The 16261-nt window shown below is 71.2% G+C and carries 17 protein-coding genes; 8 read left to right on the top strand and 9 right to left on the bottom strand.

Features of this window, described 5'->3' with window-relative positions; all coding sequences use genetic code 11:
- Nucleotides 1–138: 138 nt before the first annotated feature.
- Both QSK10_RS15850 and QSK10_RS15845 read left to right on the top strand, forming a co-directional pair.
- Nucleotides 139–1884 carry a pyridoxal phosphate-dependent aminotransferase gene (locus QSK10_RS15850; RefSeq protein WP_285663583.1) on the top strand — a complete coding sequence of 582 codons (1746 nt, stop codon included), beginning with the start codon at nt 139–141 and terminating at the stop codon, nt 1882–1884.
- Nucleotides 1881–2684, top strand: coding sequence for a phosphatidate cytidylyltransferase (locus QSK10_RS15845; RefSeq protein WP_285663582.1), 804 nt, complete (start codon nt 1881–1883; stop codon nt 2682–2684). The genes QSK10_RS15850 and QSK10_RS15845 overlap by 4 nt, the downstream gene beginning before the upstream one ends.
- Nucleotides 2685–2738: 54 nt before the next feature.
- Here QSK10_RS15845 and QSK10_RS15840 read toward each other — a convergent pair whose 3' ends face one another.
- Nucleotides 2739–3641: a LysR family transcriptional regulator gene (locus tag QSK10_RS15840; protein WP_285663581.1), complete on the bottom strand. Its 903-nt coding sequence runs from the start codon at nt 3639–3641 to the stop codon at nt 2739–2741.
- A 179-nt stretch (nt 3642–3820) separates the two neighbouring features.
- Between QSK10_RS15840 and QSK10_RS15835 the strand changes: the two genes are divergently transcribed.
- Nucleotides 3821–4123, top strand: coding sequence for a DUF1330 domain-containing protein (locus QSK10_RS15835; RefSeq protein ID WP_285663580.1), 303 nt, complete (start codon nt 3821–3823; stop codon nt 4121–4123).
- Between the two features lie 11 nt (nt 4124–4134).
- On the opposite strand, the gene QSK10_RS15830 is transcribed toward QSK10_RS15835, so the two are convergent.
- Nucleotides 4135–5091 (bottom strand): hypothetical protein, encoded by a 957-nt coding sequence (locus QSK10_RS15830; protein WP_285663579.1) that lies wholly within the window; start codon nt 5089–5091, stop codon nt 4135–4137.
- Nucleotides 5092–5155: 64 nt separating this feature from the next.
- Nucleotides 5156–5701, bottom strand: coding sequence for a carboxymuconolactone decarboxylase family protein (locus tag QSK10_RS15825; protein ID WP_285663578.1), 546 nt, complete (start codon nt 5699–5701; stop codon nt 5156–5158).
- 213 nt (nt 5702–5914) lie between these two features.
- Here QSK10_RS15825 and QSK10_RS15820 point away from each other — a divergent pair, with 213 nt between their 5' ends.
- Nucleotides 5915–6187: a hypothetical protein gene (locus QSK10_RS15820; RefSeq protein ID WP_285663577.1), complete on the top strand. Its 273-nt coding sequence runs from the start codon at nt 5915–5917 to the stop codon at nt 6185–6187.
- Between the two features lie 42 nt (nt 6188–6229).
- Here QSK10_RS15820 and QSK10_RS15815 read toward each other — a convergent pair whose 3' ends face one another.
- The 3 genes from QSK10_RS15815 to QSK10_RS15805 are packed head-to-tail and all read right to left on the bottom strand — an operon-like array spanning nt 6230 to nt 7237.
- Nucleotides 6230–6556 (bottom strand): DUF1048 domain-containing protein, encoded by a 327-nt coding sequence (locus tag QSK10_RS15815; protein ID WP_285663576.1) that lies wholly within the window; start codon nt 6554–6556, stop codon nt 6230–6232.
- Between the two features lies 1 nt (nt 6557).
- The gene (locus QSK10_RS15810) at nt 6558–6914 is read right to left on the bottom strand and encodes a DUF1048 domain-containing protein (protein ID WP_285663575.1); all 357 of its coding nucleotides are present in this window, start codon (nt 6912–6914) and stop codon (nt 6558–6560) included.
- Entirely contained in the window at nt 6911–7237 is a 327-nt protein-coding gene (locus tag QSK10_RS15805) for a PadR family transcriptional regulator (protein WP_285663574.1), read from the bottom strand. Before QSK10_RS15805 ends, QSK10_RS15810 begins: the two co-directional genes overlap by 4 nt.
- A 345-nt stretch (nt 7238–7582) precedes the next feature.
- Between QSK10_RS15805 and QSK10_RS15800 the strand changes: the two genes are divergently transcribed.
- Nucleotides 7583–8998, top strand: coding sequence for a calcium-binding protein (locus QSK10_RS15800; RefSeq protein WP_285663573.1), 1416 nt, complete (start codon nt 7583–7585; stop codon nt 8996–8998).
- A 72-nt stretch (nt 8999–9070) separates the two neighbouring features.
- Here the strand turns inward: QSK10_RS15800 and QSK10_RS15795 are convergent, their stop codons facing one another.
- Nucleotides 9071–9613, bottom strand: a complete 543-nt coding sequence (locus QSK10_RS15795) for a GNAT family N-acetyltransferase (RefSeq protein ID WP_285663572.1) — start codon at nt 9611–9613, stop codon at nt 9071–9073.
- 159 nt (nt 9614–9772) lie between these two features.
- On the opposite strand from QSK10_RS15795, the gene QSK10_RS15790 reads away from it, so the two are divergent.
- Complete coding sequence (locus QSK10_RS15790) at nt 9773–9973, top strand: hypothetical protein (RefSeq protein WP_285663571.1); 201 nt, start codon at nt 9773–9775, stop codon at nt 9971–9973.
- A gap of 38 nt (nt 9974–10011) precedes the next feature.
- Here the strand turns inward: QSK10_RS15790 and QSK10_RS15785 are convergent, their stop codons facing one another.
- The gene (locus QSK10_RS15785) at nt 10012–10848 is read right to left on the bottom strand and encodes a LysR family transcriptional regulator (RefSeq protein WP_285663570.1); all 837 of its coding nucleotides are present in this window, start codon (nt 10846–10848) and stop codon (nt 10012–10014) included.
- Between the two features lie 105 nt (nt 10849–10953).
- On the opposite strand from QSK10_RS15785, the gene QSK10_RS15780 reads away from it, so the two are divergent.
- The gene (locus QSK10_RS15780) at nt 10954–11679 is read left to right on the top strand and encodes an SDR family NAD(P)-dependent oxidoreductase (protein WP_285663569.1); all 726 of its coding nucleotides are present in this window, start codon (nt 10954–10956) and stop codon (nt 11677–11679) included.
- On the top strand, nt 11676–12608 hold the full coding sequence (locus QSK10_RS15775; RefSeq protein ID WP_285663568.1) for an NADP-dependent oxidoreductase: 933 nt from the start codon (nt 11676–11678) through the stop codon (nt 12606–12608). Before QSK10_RS15780 ends, QSK10_RS15775 begins: the two co-directional genes overlap by 4 nt.
- A 183-nt stretch (nt 12609–12791) precedes the next feature.
- On the opposite strand, the gene QSK10_RS15770 is transcribed toward QSK10_RS15775, so the two are convergent.
- Complete coding sequence (locus QSK10_RS15770; RefSeq protein ID WP_285663567.1) at nt 12792–15998, bottom strand: SdrD B-like domain-containing protein; 3207 nt, start codon at nt 15996–15998, stop codon at nt 12792–12794.
- Between the last annotated feature and the right edge of the window lie 263 nt (nt 15999–16261).

The raw sequence follows: 16261 nt of genomic DNA, 5'->3' as shown, positions 1-16261 counted from the left end.
CGAGGTGCACCCCTGCCCACCGCGACTTTCCCGCCCCGAGTTCCCCTTCACGCAGCGAAGTGCTCATACTCATGGACCGCCCGCCTGAGTCGATCATGCCGGTGGTGACCAGGACAGAAGCATCTCAAGGGAACTCGCATGGACCACGCCCTCCAGCTCCGCACCGCCACTCCTGACGATCGCGTCTGGATCCACGAGTTGCGCCACCGGGTGTACGCCGAGGAGCTCGGCCAGCATCCGGTGGATCCGTCGGGGCGGCTGAGCGACGGGCTCGACGGGGAGAACGTGTACCTCGTCGCCGCTCGCGGCGAGACGCCGATCGGGTTCGTCAGCCTCACCCCGCCGTGGGTCGGGCGGTACTCGCTCGACAAGTACCTGACGCGGGAGGAGCTGCCCGTCCTCACCGAGGAGGCGCCGTTCGAGATCCGCGTGCTCACCGTCGAGGAGCGCTGGCGGTCCACCGCCGCCGCCCCGCTCCTCATGTACGCGGCGCTGCGCTGGGTCGCGGCACGCGGCGGTCACCAGGTCGTGGCCATGGGCCGCAGGGAGCTGCTCGACATGTACCTCGCCACCGGGCTGCGGCCGGTGGGACGCACGATCCGCTCAGGCGCCGTGGACTTCGAGGTGCTCGGCGGGTCGGTCGCCGAGATCCAGCGGACGGTCGTGCAGCACCTCGGCCGGACGCTGGAGCGGCTCCGCGCCGGGCTCGACTGGCGGCTCGACGTGCCCTTCGCGCCGCGCGCCGACGGCTGTGAGCACGGCGGCGCCTTCTTCTCCGCGGTCGGGACCGACTTCCGGACGCTGGAGCGCCGTCACGAGGTCGTCCCGGCCGATGTCCTCGACGCCTGGTACTCACCGTCGCCGGCCGTTCGCGCGGTCCTCGCGCAGGACCCGGGGTGGGCGGCGCGGACCTCGCCGCCCACCGGCGCGGAGGGGCTGATCGCCGAGATCGCCGCCGTCCGCGGACTGCCGGAGGACTCGGTGGTCGTCGGCGCCGGTTCCTCCGATCTGATCTTCCGGGCGTTCGGGCGGTGGCTGAGGCCGGAGAGCCGGGTGCTCCTGCTCGACCCCAGCTACGGCGAGTACCACCACGTCACCGAGCGCGTCATCGGCTGCCACGTCGACCGGCTCCGGCTCAGCCGCGAGGACGACTGGACGGTCGCCCCCGCCCGGCTCGCCGAGGCGACGTCCGGTGGCGCCTACGACCTCGTGGTCGTCGTCAACCCGAACAACCCGACCGGCCGCCACGCTCCCGCCGACGCGCTGCGCGCCGTCATCGAGGCCTCCCCCGAACGCACCCGGTGGTGGATCGACGAGGCCTACCTCGGCTACGTCGACCCGGCGGACTCACTGGCCGGGCTCGCCGCCGTCGACTCCCGCGTCGCCGTGTGCACCTCGCTGTCCAAGATGTACGCCCTGTCGGGCATGCGGGCGGCCTACCTCGTCGCCGACCCGGAGACCGCCGCCGAGCTGCGCCGCTGGACGCCGCCGTGGCCGGTGAGCCTGCCCGCGCAGATCGCCGCCGTGACGGCGCTGCGCGATCCGGGGTACTACGCCGAGCGCTGGGCGCGCACCCACGTGCTGCGCGGGGAACTCGCCGCCGGGCTCGCCGAGCTCGACGGGTTCGACTCCGTCGACGAGGGCGTCGCCAACTACCTGTCGGTGACGCTGCCGCGCGGCGGGGCGAGCGCCGCCGACTTCGTCCGCGCGTGCCGCGCCCACGACGTGTACCTGCGGGACCTGTCGCCGATGTCGCCGGCCTTCGAGGGCCGGACCGTGCGGATCGCGGTCCGTGACACGACGGAGAACGCCCGGATCGTGGCGGCGTGCCGGAGCGTGCTGGCGGAACTCGCCGTCGCGCCCGGCGCACGGAGCGCGCGATGACGTCGGTCGCCGCGCTCGTCCCGTACCTGGGTGGGGCCCTGGCGGTCGGCGGTGTCGCGGTGGCCGCCACCCGGCGCCGTGAGCTGATCCAGCGCTGGTGCGTGTGGGCGGTCGGGGTTCCGCTGGTCACCGCCGCCTTCTGGCTCGGTCCCCCGGGGATCGTGGTGCTCGCCGCCGTGGTCGCGGTGGTGGCGGTGGCGGAATACGGCGGGCTGCTGCGGCTCGGGCTGCCGGACCGGGTGGTGCTCGGGGCGGCCGTCGCCGGGCTCATCGTGGCGGCCTGGCTGGCGCCCGGCGAGATCCTGCGGGTCGCCGGGATCGGGGCGCTCGCGATCGCCGCGGTGCCCTTGTTCTGCGGCGACGCCGAGCACGGTCTCCGGCGAATGGGCGCGGGACTGCTCGGGCTGGTGTGGCTCGGCGTCCTCGCCGGGCTCGTCTCTCTCGGCGCCCTCGGGCTCGTGCTGTTCGTGGCGGTGTCGGTCGCCGACATCGTGGCGTTCGCGGCGGGCCCCCGCATCGGCGGCCCCCGCCTCTCCCCGCTGTCGCCCGCCAAGCGGTGGAGCGGCACGCTGGCCGGGGCGGTGGCGGGGCTCGGCGTGCTCGCCCTCCTGTCGTCGTTCACCTGGCAGGCGGCGGTCGCCGTAGCGATCGGCGGGCCGCTCGGGGACCTGCTGGAGTCGATGGTGAAGCGGGGCGCCGGCGCGAAGGACGCCGGACGGTGGCTCGCCGGGACCGGAGGGCTGCTCGACCGGATCGACTCGCTCCTGCTGGCTCTGGCGGTGGTCCTGGTCCTGGGGTGAGGCGCGGGCGGCCGCTTGCCGATCGCTCATGCCCCTGACGGGAATGGCCGCGCGTCAGTCCGGCAGCCAGCCCAGCTCGCGCGCCACGGCTTTGGCGACGGCACGGATGCGGCGGTGCAGCGGTGTCTGCTCGCGCGGGAGGACCAGGTAGATGGTCAGGCCGGGCGCGTCCCGCAGTGGCCGCCAGGTCAGACCCGCCGGTTGTACCGTGGCCGCGGCCTCTCCGGCCGGGGCGAGGGTGAGCCCGTCGCGCAGGTCGCGCTGGGACATGTCGAAGGAGACCGCGGGCGCGTGGAATCGGGGGTGCGGCCGGGCGTCCTGGAACAGCGCGGACAGCCGGTCGTGGACCACGGGGTTGGCCGCGCGGTCGGGGAGCCGCAGCGGATAGGCGGCCGCGTCGGCGATCTCGATCTCGGCGTGTTCGGCCAGCGGATGGTGCTCGGCCAGCTGGACCCCGACGCGCATGTGCCGCAGCGGGAACCGGCGCACGCCGCGGCCCGGCTGCTGACCGCGGGTGATCCCGGCGTCGATGCGGCCCTCGGCGACCGCGGGGCAGATATCCGGTGTCGCCATCGGGACCGCGCCGACCTCCAGTCCGCCATTGCCGCCGATCAGCCTGTCCACCAGGGCCGGTGCCGTTTCGGCCCCGGTGGACAGGCTGTATCCGATGCGGAGGGTGCCCAGCTCACCGGCCGCCGCGCTCCGGGCGGTCTCCCATGCGCGGTCCAGGGCCGCCAGCGCGGGCGGCGCGGACTCCGCCAGGGCCGCACCGGCGGTGGTCAGGGCGACGCTGCGGGTACTGCGGACCAGCAGGGCCGTGCCGAGTTCGGTCTCCAGCCGGCGTATCCGGGCGCTGAGGGCGGGCTGTGCGATGCCGATCCGCGCGGCCGCGCGGGTGAAGTTCAGCTCGTGCGCCAGGACCAGGAAGTACCGCAGGCTCACCGTATCCGGCGCCACGTGCCCTCCCGGACGATTGATAGCGATCCGTTCTGAGTCTATCCCGTACCGGTATTTCCCTCGTCCGCCCATCGGGCCCTAACCTGCGGATATACGGTTCCGGTGACCGCGATGCCCGCCGCCGGAATCGATCTGTCAACGCCGAGCCGGACGCGTCCGGCCGAACACGGGAGGTCTCCATGGCCAAGGGCTACTGGGTCAGCGTCTACCCCGCCACTTCCCCCGGGGAGCTGGCCGCCTACGACGAGCTGGCCGGTCCGGCCGTCCAGGCCGGGGGCGGGCGCGTCCTGTCCCTGATCCCCTCGCGTGGCGGACGCGTCGCCGCCCGCGAGGCCGGCAGCACCGAACGCGTCGTCCTCATCGAGTTCGACGGCTTCGAACAGGCCGTCGCGGCCTACGAGAGCGAGGCGTACCAGAAGGCGCTGGCGGCCCTCCCCGACGGCTACCGGCGCGACTTCCGCATCATCGAAGGCGTGGACTGACCGGCCCCGGGTCACACACCCGCCGAGATCGCCAGCGTCACCACCCGCCCGGGACCGGTGAACACCACCGCGGCGATCACCCCGTACTCCGGCTCCTCCCCCGCCTCCGGCAGCCCGAGACCGTGGACGAGCCCGGGGCTCCCGGCCAGCGCGGCGGCGCGCTCGAACAGCTCGGCGCTGAGCAGTTCCACCAGCCGGTCGCCGGGGAAGCGGGGCTGCGGATCGTCGTCGATGTCGTAGTCGCCGATGAGCTCGGCGGCCCAGGCGCCGCCGCGGGCGTTGGCCAGGTTGTCCTCGGTGAAGGAGGCGGCGAAGGCCGCCAGGGTGCCGTCGTCGAGGAGTTCGATGCCGGGTTCCTCGTCCCACAGCCCGGTCAGCAGCCCGGCGGCGGTCTGCGATGTGGGCCACCAGGTGCGGAAGGCGGCGTCGGTGACCGCGGCGAGCCCGTGGTCCTCGCACCTGACCGTGACCTCCAGGCGCTCATTGTTGTTCAGCCACACGTACTCGCCGAGCACCTCGGCGGCGTCGGCGAGCGCCCGGACGGGGTCGCTTTCGGCCGTCGCGGGGGCGGTGAGGGAGAGGATGCGCGTCCCGCCGTCGTGGTCGCGGGAGGCCAGGTGGAGCTCATCGAGGGCCGGCCCGCCGGGCTCGGCGGCGACGGTGACGCGCGCGAGGTCGCCGCCGTCGGCGAGCATCGACGCGATCTGGCCGAGCAGTTCCCGGGCGATCTCGGGGATGTCGCCGGGGTAAGCGGCCGGGAGCAGCGCCTCGACCGTGGCGTGGTCGATGACGTCGACGGCGAGTGCGAACCGTCGCGGTACCGGGGAGGCGAGCGCGGCGGGCAGCGGCGGCTCGGCCCAGGCCCACTCGTGTCGTGGTGGCAGCTCGCCCTGGTAGACGGTGACCGCACGGGCGGGGGCCAGGTGTGCGAGCAGGCGGAGGGCGGGCTGGAGGCGCAGCGAGGTCACCGGTCCAACCTAGACACCCGGTGCGACAGGCGGACGAGGCCGAGGCCGCACCGGGCGTGGCGGATCAGTGCTCGCCGTGGCGGACGACGGGCCAGTCGATGTCGGTTCCGGCGAGCCGGTTGAAGTAGTTGGTGAAGACGTTGAGGGCGACGTGGGCGACGACCTCGGCGACGTCGCCGTCGGTCAGCCCGGCGGCGCGGGCGGCGTCCAGGTCGGCGTCGGTGACCTCACCCTTGGTGGCCAGCACGGCCTCGGCGAGGGTGAGGGCGGCCTGTGCCTTGGCGTCGGCGGACTTGCCGTGGCGGGCGGCGTGGGCCTCGGTCTCGTCGAGTCCGGCGAGGTTGGTGCCGATGTAGGTGTGGGCCGAGAGGCAGTAGTCGCAGGCGTTCTCCTCGGCGGTCAGCAGCGCGAGGCGCTCGCGGACGTCGGCGGAGAGGGAGCCGGTGGCCAGGGCGCCGGAGAAGTCCAGGTAGGCCTTGAGGACGGCGGGGCTGTTGACCATGGCCTTGGTCATGTTGGGGGTGACGCCCAGGGCCTTCTGGACCCCGGCGAGCAGGTCGGCGGCCTTGCCGGTGGCGTTCTCCGGCTGGATCTGCGGGAGGCGGGACATGGATCGCTCCAAAGTGGTCGATCGCGTTCGCGGCGGGTGCCGCGAGCGCCTGTTCACAGCACCGGGAAGCGGTGCTGGAGCGATCGTGCGGGGAAGGGCTGATGCGCCGGCCACTCATTCCCGATGCGGTGGCGGTGTGGCCGCATCATGTCCGCGAGTGATGGCGTCGGCGCGCGTGTTTCGGCGGCCGGGCCGATGTGGATGATGGGGGGCGTGGATCCGGTAGACGCGCAAGCCAATCTCCGCCACCTGCTCAACGAGTGGGATCCGCTCGGTGTCGCCGATGTGGTGGCCGACGAGTACGACTGCATGATCGCCCCGCTGCTGTCGAAGCTCGCCGCCGGTGGCGGCCGGGCCGAGATCGGCGAGTTCCTCTGGCACGAGCTCGGTGACCACATCGGGCTGAGCCACCCCGAGCGCTACGGGACCGATCCGATGGCCGACCGCCTAGTCGCCTGGTGGGCTGCAGTGTCGCGAAACGACTGATGGGCGTGCCCCGGACGCGATCGTCTCGGGGCACGCCGTCGCCTACTTACCCGCGCCGCCGGGTTCGGCCGTGATGGACCGCTGGTATAGCTCGGCGTGCGTCGGCTCGTCCCCGATCAGCTCATCGCAGAAGGCGGCGACGTCGCTGCCGACGACGTCCAGGACGCCCCTGCCGGAGGCGACGCCCTGCTCGAAGAAGTCCAGGAGCTCGGCCAGCAGGTTCCCCTCGGTCAGCGCCACGGGTCCGACCTTGAAGAAGTACTTCTGGATCTCGCGGTAGACGATCTGGTAGTCCGGCGGGAGCGACTTGACGCGCGCCATGTGCGCCCGCCACTGCTTCTTGCCCTCGATGATGTCGTGAATGGTCACATCAGCCTCCCAGCCTGCCCAGTTTCCGCGCGACGTTCCTGTTCAGCTGCTCGCGCCACCGGTCGCGGAAGGTGCGGGCGGGCTCTCCCCCGGCCAGCGCCGAGCTGAACCCGGCGATGTCATCGCCGAGGGCGTCCCGTGCGCTGACGCCGTCGGCGGCGGTGGTCTCCAGCAGCCCGAGGACGCCGTCGAGGATCGGCAGGAGGTTGCGGCCGGTGAAGTCGCCGTAAGGGAAGAGGTGGTACTGGATCTGCCGCCACGCCTCCCGGTGATCGGACGGGAGTGCCGCGGCGCGCGCTTCGAGCGCCTTGTACTCCCTGGTGAGATCGCTGCCGGTGATGGTCTCCCAGAAACTCATCTCCCGCCCTCCTTGAGTTCGTCGATCCGCGCCGACACGTACTCCCACTTGGCCCAGAACGTCGCCAGGTGCCGGCGTCCGGCGTCGTTGAGTGTGTAGAACTTGCGCGGTGGCCCCACCTCGGACGGCCGTTTCGCCGCCTCCACGAGGCCGTTCTTCTCCAGTCGCACCAGGATGGTGTAGACCGTGCCCTCCACGACATCGGCGAAGCCGAGCTCGTTCAGCCGCCGGGTGATGGCGTAGCCGTAGGTCTCCTCGGTGCCGATGATCTGCAGCACGCAGCCTTCGAGGGTGCCCTTGAGCATCTCTGTCAGGTCTTCCATCGGTGTCCTCTTCGTCGCACCACTACTCAGTCTCACTGAGTACCGGTACACGGTACCACTAGATAGTGGACGGGCGTCAAGCGGCGAGCGCCACCGGTGCCGCGCGGACGTCCGTCCGCCGCAGGTCGCGGCCGCCGAAATGCCACCCGGCCGCACCCGTCCCGAGCAGTGCCCACGGCGACATAGTGCGCGGATACCACGAAACGGACCGTAAGGCGATGACCACACGGTCCCTTGTGATCACTGAACGTAGCGGCGAGTGTCATCCCTGACCCCGCATGGACGTCAGTCGATACGCGGGAGGCCCCGCCCCCACGGCGGGGCCGCGATGGATAGGGGATATCCATGTCCGCAAGATTCCTGCCCGCCCGCTGGACGACGATGGCCGCCGCGGCCGTCCTCGGCCTGGCGATGGCGACGGGGGCCACCGCCCCGGCGTGGGCGGCGGCCCCCGCCAACGACGACTTCGCCAACGCCGAGGCCCACGCCAGCGCCTTCGGCACCAGCGGCTCGACCGCCGAGGCCACCATCGAGTCCGGCGAGGACAACACCACGCCGTGCAAGTCCTTCCCGAACGACACCGTCACCCGCACGGTTTGGTACGGCCTGACGCCCACGGTGTCGGGCAACGTCCAGGTCGACAGCGCCGGCTCCAACTTCGACACCATCATCGACATCTACACCGGCTCGGCCGTCAACGCGCTGACCAACATCGCCTGCAACGATGACGGCCTCGGCGGCGGTGGAGCCTCGACGGTGACCTTCGCCGCGACGGCCAGCACCACCTACTGGATCCGGCTCGGCGGCTACCGCAACCTCGGGCGTCCGGAGATCTTCGGGTCCTACAACCTCAACGTGACCCCGCTCAACCCCGACCTGACCGTCGCCGTCACCGACTCCGCCGACCCGATCGCCCTCGCCGGCGGGAACCTCACCTACACCACCACCGTCACCAACAACGGCACCGCCGCCACCGGCGTCTCCGTCGCCACCACCCTCTCCGGTAGCGCCGCCGCCATCGTGTCGACGAGCACCACCCAGGGCTCCTGCTCGACGTCGGCCCCCGTCGTCACCTGCACCATCGGGTCACTGGCCCCCTTCGCCTCGGCGACCACCACCGTCACCGTCACCCCCACCGCGACCGGAACCCTCACCGCCACCTCCGTGGCGCCCCTGACCGAGACCGACGCCAACAGCGCCGACAACACCGACGCCGAATCGACCACCGTCAACAATGGCCTCGGCTGCACCATCACCGGCACCAACGGAAACGACACCCTCAACGGCACCAACGGCGCCGACGTCATCTGCGGCCTCGGCGGCGACGACACCATCAACGGCGGCAACAACAACGACACCATCTACGCCGGCGCCGGAGACGACACCATCGACGGCGGAAACGGCGACGACGTCCTCTACGGCGGCGACGGCGATGACGGCATGGGCGGCGGCAACGGCGCCGACTACCTCTACGGCGAAGCAGGAAACGACACCAACTACGGCGAAACCCTCCTGGGCAGCCTGCTCTACCTCTTCGACAACGGCAACGACCACATCTACGGCGGCCCCGGAAACGACGACCTCGACGGCCAAAACGGCAACGACACCCTCGTCGACACCAACGGCACCGACACCATGAGCGGCAGCCTCGGCAACGACACCATCGACGTCCAGGACGGCACCGGCGGCGACACCGCCAACGGCGGCCTGGGCAACGACACCTGCACCACCGACGTCGGCGACACCACCAGCAGCTGCTAGACCACCCCTGAGAGCAACGCGTGGACGGTCGGGCCCGGGCATCTCACATGCCCGGGCCCGACCATGCCTCCATCAGGAAGCCGTCGCGGCGTACCGCTCGGAGCTCAGCTCGAAGACCCGCACCGGCCGACCCGTGTCGGGCCCGGTGGTCTCGCGGAACAACGTCATCCCCAGCTTGGTCATGATCCGCTCTGAGGCGCCGTTGCCGACCTGGGCGATGCTGACGATGCGGTCCAGGCCCCGGTCCTCGAACGCGAACCGGACGGCCGCCACGGCGGCCTCGGTGGCCAGGCCCTGTCCCCAGTGGCCACGTCCCAGGCGCCAGCCGACCTCGACCGCGGGCAGCACCTCCGGCAGGAAGTTGGGTACCGCCAGGCCGGTGAACCCGGCCAGCTCACCGGTGGAGCGGACCTCCACGGCGAACAGCCCGAAGCCACGCGCCTCCCACTCGCCCTCCCAGGCCCGGATACCGTCGCGGGTCTGCTGTTCGTCGCGGACGCTGCCGTCGCGGATCCAGCGCATCACCTCGGCGTCGCCGTTGATGGCGGTCATGGGCGCGACGTCGTCCTCACGCCAGCGACGAAGGATCAGACGGGGTGTCTCAAGCGTGATCATCTGAGCATTCTGGATCACCGGCGGGCTCCCCCACCATCCGCACCGGCCACTTTCGACACTCGCAGCAGAGGCCATTGTCGTGACCTGCGAACCAACGGCGGGACCAGCCTGGCCGTTAACCCGGGTGTGCTCGGCGCGCCCGTTGAGGATGATGGGCCGATGCTCACCCGGGACCAGATCGATGACCTCCTGCTGCACGAACAGATCCCGCATGCGCTCAAGGCGATCATGGAGCGGGACGGGTGCTCGCTCAAGGATGCGATCGTCGTGGTCGACAAGCGTGTGAGGGAGCTGCGGGACGCGCGTCCCGGGGACTTCACGGTGTCCGAAGAGGACTACGGGCGCGACATCTACACCTAGCACCGATTCGCGGGGGGCGGTGCTCCAGACGTCCTCGGCTACAGCTCCAGCGCCGTACGCACGAGCTCGGCGACGGCCTTCGATCTGCTGTGCGCGGGCCACGCGATCACGGTCGTCACAGCCGGTGCGTCCGCCACGGCCACGATGGCGTGATCGCCGTCCAGCTGCGCCCGCAGCGACTCCGGCACCAGCGCGCAGGCCCGCCCGAGCGTGATCAGCTGGGTCAGCTGGATGAGGTCGCGGACCTTCGGGCCGGGCCCGTCGGGGTAGGTCCCGTCTCGTCGCGGCCAGCGCGGCAGGGGCAGGGGCAGGGCGTCGACCTCGGCCATCGACACGTGCGGCCGGTCGGCGAGCGCATGCCCCTCGGGCAGGACCAGGACCTGGTTCTCGGTGCGCAGGTCCTCGGTGTCGAGTCCGGCGGTGGTGTCGTGGGGCCGCTGGAGGAGGGCGACGTCGGCGCTTCCGTTGCGCAGGAGGGCCTCGGATTCGCCGGGTCCGCAGAGCACGACCTCGACGTCGACGGCGGAGGGGGATGCGGCGTAGGCGTCCAGCAGCCTCGACAGCAGTTCTCTGGACGCTCCGGCCTTGGTGGCCAGCACCATGCCGGGCTGGTCGGGGGCGGCGCGGCGGGTGCGGCGCTCGGCGGCCTCGACGGCGTCGAGGGCGAGGCGGGCCTCGCGCAGGAGCACCGATCCGGCCTCGGTCAGGGTGATGGCGCGGGTGGTGCGGTGCAGGAGGACGACGCCGAGGCGCCGCTCAAGCTGCTGGATGGCGCGTGACAGTGGTGGTTGCGCGATGGTGAGCCGCTGGGCCGCGCGCCCGAAGTGCAACTCCTCGGCGACGGCGACGAAGTACCGCATCTCCCGTGTCTCCACGGGGCCATGATATCCGGCGGTGACCACGTCTTATACCCGTGCAGTATCAATGCGCGCCCGATCGGTCTTGGACGCCGTGTCCGGGGTGGCCGCAGGATCTGCGGTATGACTGAGCAGATGATCGCGCTGGTGACCGGCGCGAACAAGGGAATCGGGTACGAGATCGCCGCGGGCCTGGGCGCGCTGGGCTGGCGCGTCGGTGTGGGGGCGCGGGATCGGCAGCGTCGTGACACCGCGGTGGAGAAGCTGCGCGCGGCCGGTGCCGACGCGTTTGGTGTGCCCCTGGACGTGACCGACGACGCGAGCGCGGCCGCGGCGGCCGCGCTGATCGCCGAGCGGGCGGGCGGGCTCGACGTCCTGGTCAACAACGCCGCCATCACCGGTGCCATGCCGCAGACGCCGAGCACGCTCGATCCGGCGACCGTGCGGACCGTGGTGGAGACCAATGTGATCGGGGTGGTCCGGGTGACCAACGCGATGCTGCCGATGCTGCGCGCCTCGGCGTCGCCGCGCATCGTGAACATGTCCAGCAGCGTCGGCTCGCTGGCCCTGCAGACCACGCCCGGCGTCGACATGGGCCCGGTTCCGGCGGCCTACCTGGCCTCCAAGACCTTCCTGAACGCCCTCACCATCCAGTACGTCCGGGAACTGCGCGACACCGGCATTTTGATCAACTCCGGCTGCCCCGGTTTCACCGCCACCGACCTCAACGGTTTCCAGGGCGTCCGGACGGCCCAGCAGGGCGCGGCGATCGCGATTCGCCTCGCGACGCTGCCCGACGACGGCCCGACCGGCGGGTTCTTCGACGACGAGGGAACGGTGTCCTGGTGACCGGCACGTCGAAGGCGGTCAGGTACGACGAGTTCGGCGGCATTGAGGTCCTGCGGGTCGATGAGGTCGAGCGCCCGGTGCCCGGGGACGGCCAGGTCCTCGTGCGAGTCAAGGCGGCGGGCATCAACCCCGGTGAGGCGGCCATCCGCGCCGGAGCGATGGCCCACATCTTTCCCTCGACGTTTCCGTCCGGGCAGGGCAGCGATCTCGCCGGGATCGTCGCCGAGGTGGGCGCCGGAGCCGACTCGTGCTCGGTCGGGGACGAGGTGATCGGGTTCTCCGAGAAACGGTCCAGCCAGGCCGAACTGGTCGTGGTGGACGCCGACAAGCTCACGCCCAAGCCGCGCGAGGTCTCCTGGGAGGTGGCCGGTGGCCTGTACGTCGCCGGAGCCGCGGCATGGGGAGCGGTGCATTCGGTGCGGCCCGACAAGGGAGAGACCGTGGTCGTCTCCGCCGCGGCCGGAGGAGTCGGCTCGCTCGCCGTCCAGCTAGCCCGCCGTGCCGGGGCCACGGTCATCGGCCTGGCCGGCGCGCACAATCACGCGTGGCTGCGAGGCCACGGGGTGATCGCCGTCGAGTACGGTGACGGCGTCCTCGACCGGATCAAGGCAGCGGCGCCGGACGGCGTGGACGCCTTCATCGACACCCACGGCGGCGGCTACGTCGAGCTGGCCCTGGCCCTCGGCGTCCCGGTCGAGCGGATCGACACCATCGCCGATTTCGCCGCGGCCGCGAGGTACGGGGTCCTGACCGAGCCCGGCCCCAACGCCAGGCCGGGCGCCGAGGTCCTCGCCGCACTCGCCGCCCTGATCGCCGAGGGACACCTCGAAGTCCCGATCGCCAATACCTATCCGTTGGCGCAGGTCAGGCAGGCCTACACCGAGCTCGAACGCCGCCACACCCACGGCAAGATCGTGCTCGCGCCCTAGAGGGTGTGCTCGTCGAAGGCGGTGCCGCCCGCCGCGTGAGCCTTTGGCCTTGCGGCGGTTGACGGTGTCGGCGCCGCATGCCTGATCCCGCGGGCGTCCGCGGGATCAGGCATGCGCGTGGCCCTTGCCTACCGGACGGGCCCTCCCCTACTCACAGTCCTCAGTGGGCTCGATGCGCACACCTCATGTGTCACGGCGTCGCCGGGCGACCAGGAAGATCGCGATGCCCGCGATGATCATTCCGGCGGCGAGCAGGCCCGGCCAGACCGTGTTCGGGCCGGTTTCGGGGAGGACCGGATCGCTCGGCGGGACGGACGTCGTCGGTGTGGGTGGCGTTGGAGTCGGTGTGGGTGGCGTTGGAGTCGGCGTAGGCGGCGACGGGCTCGGCGTGGGCGGCGATGGACCCGGCGTGGGCGGTGTGGGCTGGTGTTGCCTGATCAGTCCCGCGTCCTGGTTCAGGTCGCAGTTCACTCCGATCAGCGCGCCGGAGTCGGTGGTGTCCTTGTTCAGGGTGAACGGGTCGCCCGCGCCGTTGGAGCCGGCCACCGAGTTGCTCGCGGGGTCGGTACCGGCGTTCTTCGTGGTGAACGTGTACCCGATGGGTTGAGTGAAGGTCGCCGTGTAGGTACCGGGACGCAGGTTGCCGAAGCGGTACTTGCCGTCTTTGCCGGTCTTGGTGGTCCTGCGCACCTGGCCGCCCAGATCATCGGTGCCGGTCAGTGTCACCGTGACGTCGGGGACCGCGGGATCGTTCCCGCTCTGGACGCCGGTGCGCTTCTCATCCAGCCAGACGAAGTCGCCCGCGCAGCCGGCCACCACCCGCACGGGCACGTCCGGGGACTCCACGGGCAGTGCGATCTCGGGCGCGGCGGCGCCCGCCCGGTTCGTGTAGACGTCACCGGCGGCCTGGTCGGTGTTGCGCAGGCTGATGCCCAGTGACACGCCGGCGCTCGGGGCGATGGGGCCGGGCTTGTCGTACCGGAAGGCGGTGGCCTCGGCCAGGCCCGTGGGGCAGCCGGTTGTGCCGAAGTCGGCCTCGACGCACCATGTGGAGGTTCCGCCGGGACCGTTGGAGGCGGCGTTGGGGTTCAGGGAGATGCCATTCGGCGCGGCCTTGGTGTACCGCAGGGTGCCGCCGGCCGGGGTGGGTGTCGGCGCGGCCGCCAGCTCGGCGCGGCCGGTGAAGCCCGAGGCCGGGTTGCGGTTGTCCCCGCGGTGGGGCAGCACGTCGATGATGTCGATTGTGGACAGTGCCGATGAGGTGCGGTTGTCGGCCGTGAGGGTGTACTCCATCCGGTCGCCGATGATCACCGTGGGTTTCACGACCCGCTTGGACACGATCAGACCCTTGCCCTCGACAACGGTCAGCTGCCGCTGGGCGGTGCGTTCCTTCTCGGCACTGGTGTCCAGCGGGGTGCCGATGACCGCCTTGTTCACCAGGTCACCGGCGGGCGCGGCGGGATCGGCGCGTACCTCGAAGGTGATCGGGGCGATGGATGTGCCCGGGACGGTCTGTGGGTAGACCCAGGTGATCGTGGTGGTGCCGTCCGGGTTCTCCACGACCGAGGACGGTTCCCTGGTGGCGCTTCCGGACACGTACTGCAGGTACTTCGGCAGGGTGTCGACCACGGTGACGTCCTGGGGCCCGGGTGGCTTGCCCCCGCTGGTCAGGCTCGGGTAAAGCGCGAATTTCGCGGTGGTGCCGGCGGTGACGATCTGGTCCTTGTTCTGGGTGGTGCTCGCGTTGGTGCCGGGATCGACGGTCTTCTTGACGATTCGGGCCAGCACGGGAGACAGCAGCAGATAGTCGGCCAGGCAGCAGTCGGCCAGGTCGGGGTTGGAGCCGGTCAGGGTCCAGTTCCCGTTGTTGGTGTTGGCGTCCTGGTAGGCGCCGTAGTTGCGGACCCGGTCGTCGAGGCGGGCATCGTCGCGGATCCGGAACTCCATGTTCAGGTACCGGGCGGATTGCCCGGCCACCGGGCCCACCACCCGCACCCGGCCCACGGCCGCGGCCCCACCGGGCACGGCGGTGATGCCGTCGTACCAGGGACCGTCGGTGTCCCCGCAGGTCTGGGTGGCCATCTGCTGGGGGGTCTGCCGGGTCGGCTGGGCGGCGTACTGGACCTTGGTGCCGGCCGGCTCGGGATCGGCACGCGCCGCCACGATCGTCATCTGGGTCTTGTCGAAGACATCGCAGGCGATCTGGGGATCCACCACACCCAGGCCCTGGTTGCGGGCGATGACGTACGCGAGCACCTGGGATCCGGGCGCGTAGTAGCGGTCGTTGTCGGTGAGGACGAAGTTCTTGTCGTAGCCGAGACCCATGCTGAGCTTGTTGCTCATCTGGTAGGAGTTGTTCGCGGGCGGGTCGACGTTCGTCTGCCCGGAGGTCGAGGTGGGGCTGAATCCGGTGAGGGTGTCCTTCATCCGCACCACCCCGCCCGTGGCATCGGCCGCGGCCCGAAGATCGGTGTCCGGGATCCAGATGGCCAGCATGATCGAGGCGACATAGCCGTTGCCGGCGGGCAGGGAGTTCCACAGCGCACGGGACGGCACATGGGTGGCGGAGGTGTCGGTACCGGTGAGCGTGACGTCGATGTTCGCGCCCGACGCGGACTGGGCGCAGCTCACCGCGCCGCTGTCGGTGACGAAGGCCGGGCCCCCGCCCGCGCCACCCGGCTGATCACCGGCGCCGAACTTCTCATAGCTCGGCAGCCAGCAGCCCGGCCCATCCTTGCCCCATGTGTACAGCCGGGCGTCCGGGCTGGCCACGCCCTCCAGGATCTGGGAGATGTCGTCGGTGAAGCTGAGCGGCGAACGGAGCTGCTCGGCGCCGAGCCGGTGCGGGATCGACGGGTCACGGGGGGTGTTCTCGATGGCGATCGGGTAGTAGAAGACCCGGCCGGACGTTCCGTCGGGGGCCGCGGCGGCCACACTGCGGTGCTCGAACCGGTCCTTGACCAGGTCGAACCGGGGCGCGGCGGAGACCCGGGTGATCGGCGGATTCGGGGCGGGCACGTTGGGTGTGGTCGCGTTGTCGGCGGTGACCGTGCCCGTGACCTGCACGGTGTCACCGTTCTGCTTGGCGCCGGTCACCCGCAGGGACGGCTGTACCACCTGGCTCTGATTGGTGAGGGAGCCGAGGTTGCAGATCAGCTGCCGGCCGTTGATCCGTGAGCCGCCGCCCGTGCATTCGGTGGGCAGCTGCAGCCACTCGGTGCCCTCGGGGGCGGTGAGTGTGAAGGTCTCGTTCTCGGCCGTGCCGCCCACCACGTTGACGTTCACGTCATAGGTGATGATGTCGTTGGTGCGCACGATCCCGTTGCTCGGCCCGGAGTCATCGCCGGGCTGGTCGGTGGCACCGAAGGGCGCCGAGCCGTCCTTGGACACCCCGATCCGGATATCGACCCCGACCGTGGCCTCCCAAACCCGCACCGGCGCGTTACCCGGCCTCGCCGGACCCGCCGACGCGACACCGGGAAGCATTGCCACCGCGAGCAGCGCCGCCACTCCTCGCCACAGTTCCCCACCCCATCGAAGGCTCACTATCGCATTCCCCCGTAGCGACATCAGCCGCACGGCGCGACTACAGCGAAACTATATGGACCTTTCCTCCTTTTTTTGGCGATGACGGATGATTTGTGGATCTTGCC

The organism is Actinorhabdospora filicis (assembly GCF_030269765.1).
GTDB lineage: Bacteria > Actinomycetota > Actinomycetes > Mycobacteriales > Micromonosporaceae > Actinorhabdospora > Actinorhabdospora filicis.
This window is presented reverse-complemented; position numbering and strand designations above follow the sequence as displayed.